This window comes from Kitasatospora sp. NPDC048662 (assembly GCF_055587065.1).
Window position 1 is genome coordinate 1 of sequence record NZ_JBVJHA010000032.1, and the last position, 1,675, is coordinate 1,675.

Below are 1,675 nucleotides of genomic sequence, written 5' to 3' on the forward strand. Positions count from 1 at the left end.
AGTGGCTGTTGTCTTTCCGGGCTTGAGAGCTGCGTTTCCGCTGTTCAGGCATAGGGTCGGTGGTCTCGGGGAGTGGTGGCGTGTCATGTTGTCGCTCTGGTGGAGGTCGGGATGCCGTCGGTCGTTGGGCTGCTGGAAGAGCGTGAGCTGACCGCTCGCCGTCGTGTGGACGCGCTGCGGGAGGAGGCGGACCGTATCCAGGCCGAGCTGGTCGTGGCCGAGCGGGAGTGGAGTGAGTGGGTCATCGCCCGTTCACGCGTCGGCGAGGTGTTGTCCCGGGGCGAAGGAGACGCCGCCGAGCCGGATGCCGCCGAGGAGCCGTCGGATCGTGGTGAACCGCCGGTGCCGCACGCATCTTCGGAGGCGGCGAAGCCGAAATCGGTGGTGCCGATGTGGCGTGCGGGTCTGGCCTGGTCGGCACTGTCGGCGGACTACCAACGCATCGTGCAGGCTCTCGCGGACCGCAACCGGCTCGGTCAAGGTCCGCTGACCTGCCAGGAGATGGCCGGCTGCTTCGGCCTGGACCCGGTGCCCGCGAAGATCGAGGCGTTGCGGTCGAAGGCGAAGCGGCTGACAGCGCGCGGGTGGCTGGCCGAGCCGGCGCCGGGCCGGTTCACGCTCGCGAAGAGCGTGACCGGGCAAGGCGCCGGGTCATGAGCTGCGTCATCGACCAGTAGACCATCGCCTCCGCGCTGCTGGTGGATCGCTCGAAGTCCCGCACGAGGCGGCGGCTTCGCATCAGGTGGGCGAAGAACCGCTCCACGATCCAGCGCTTGGGAAGCACGACGAAGCCGCGCATGTCGTCACTGCGCTTGACGATGGCCAGGACCAGGGCGAGGACGGCGAGGCCGTGCTCGACGAGGCTGCCGGTGTAGCCTCCGTCGGCCCAGACCAGCGCCAGCCGGTGATGCGCGGCGGCGACCTGGGCGAGCAGGACCTGCGCGGCCGCGCGGTCCCCGATGTCTGCCGAGGTGACCATCACTGCCAGCAGCAGGCCGAGGGTGTCGACCACGGCGTGCCGTTTGCGGCCGTTGATCAGCTTGCCGCCGTCGAAGCCCCGGCTGTCGGCGCCGACGACGGTGTCCGCCTTGAGGGACTGGGAGTCGATCACGCCGGCGCTCGGCTCCGCATCCCGCCCGGCCTGCTCGCGGACCTTGCGACGGAGCCGGTCGTGGAACTCCTTGACCAGGCCGTGGTCGCGCCAGCGGCGGAAGAACGCGTAGACCCGGTCCCACGGCGGGAAGTCGGCCGGCATGGCCCGCCACTTCGTTCCGTTGTCGACCAGGTAGCGGATCGCATCCAGTATGGCGCGGTGGCAGTACACCTCCGGCTGCCCGCCCCGGCCCCGCAGCCAGCCCGGCACCGGCAGCAGCGGCCGCACCACCGCCCACTCCGCCTCGGACATGTCCGTCGGGTAGCGGCGCTCACGGATCCCGTGGTCGGTGGCGTTCCCGAACCGGTGTGCCAGGCAGTCACACGCGAGAGTGACCGAAGTGGACCCCGCTCCCGCGATGCCGTAGAACTGCGACAACAGGGCCTCCTGGACTGCTCTTTGGCGTAGACACCCTTCGAGCTACCAAGAGGCCCTGCTTTCATGCGCGCCGGCCGTCATACTCACCCGATCGAGACTCCCGTTCGACCAGCACCCCTCAAGATCGGAACGACAACAGCCACT

The 1,675-nt window shown here is 69.5% G+C and carries 2 protein-coding genes; one reads left to right on the top strand and one right to left on the bottom strand.

The features are described from left to right. Positions 1–111 precede the first annotated feature (111 nt). Complete coding sequence (locus tag ACZ6R9_RS33760; protein ID WP_465542599.1) at positions 112–657, top strand: hypothetical protein; 546 nt, start codon at positions 112–114, stop codon at positions 655–657. Here ACZ6R9_RS33760 and ACZ6R9_RS33765 read toward each other — a convergent pair. After that, complete coding sequence (locus ACZ6R9_RS33765) at positions 614–1,531, bottom strand: IS5 family transposase (protein WP_465542601.1); 918 nt, start codon at positions 1,529–1,531, stop codon at positions 614–616. The two genes, ACZ6R9_RS33760 and ACZ6R9_RS33765, sit on opposite strands and share 44 nt — an antisense overlap. Positions 1,532–1,675 lie beyond the last annotated feature (144 nt).

Bases quoted from the DNA above. Each gene is read 5' to 3' on its own strand.
- ACZ6R9_RS33760 (WP_465542599.1), top strand. From the start codon at position 112: ATGCCGTCGGTCGTTGGGCTGCTGGAAGAGCGTGAGCTGACCGCTCGC.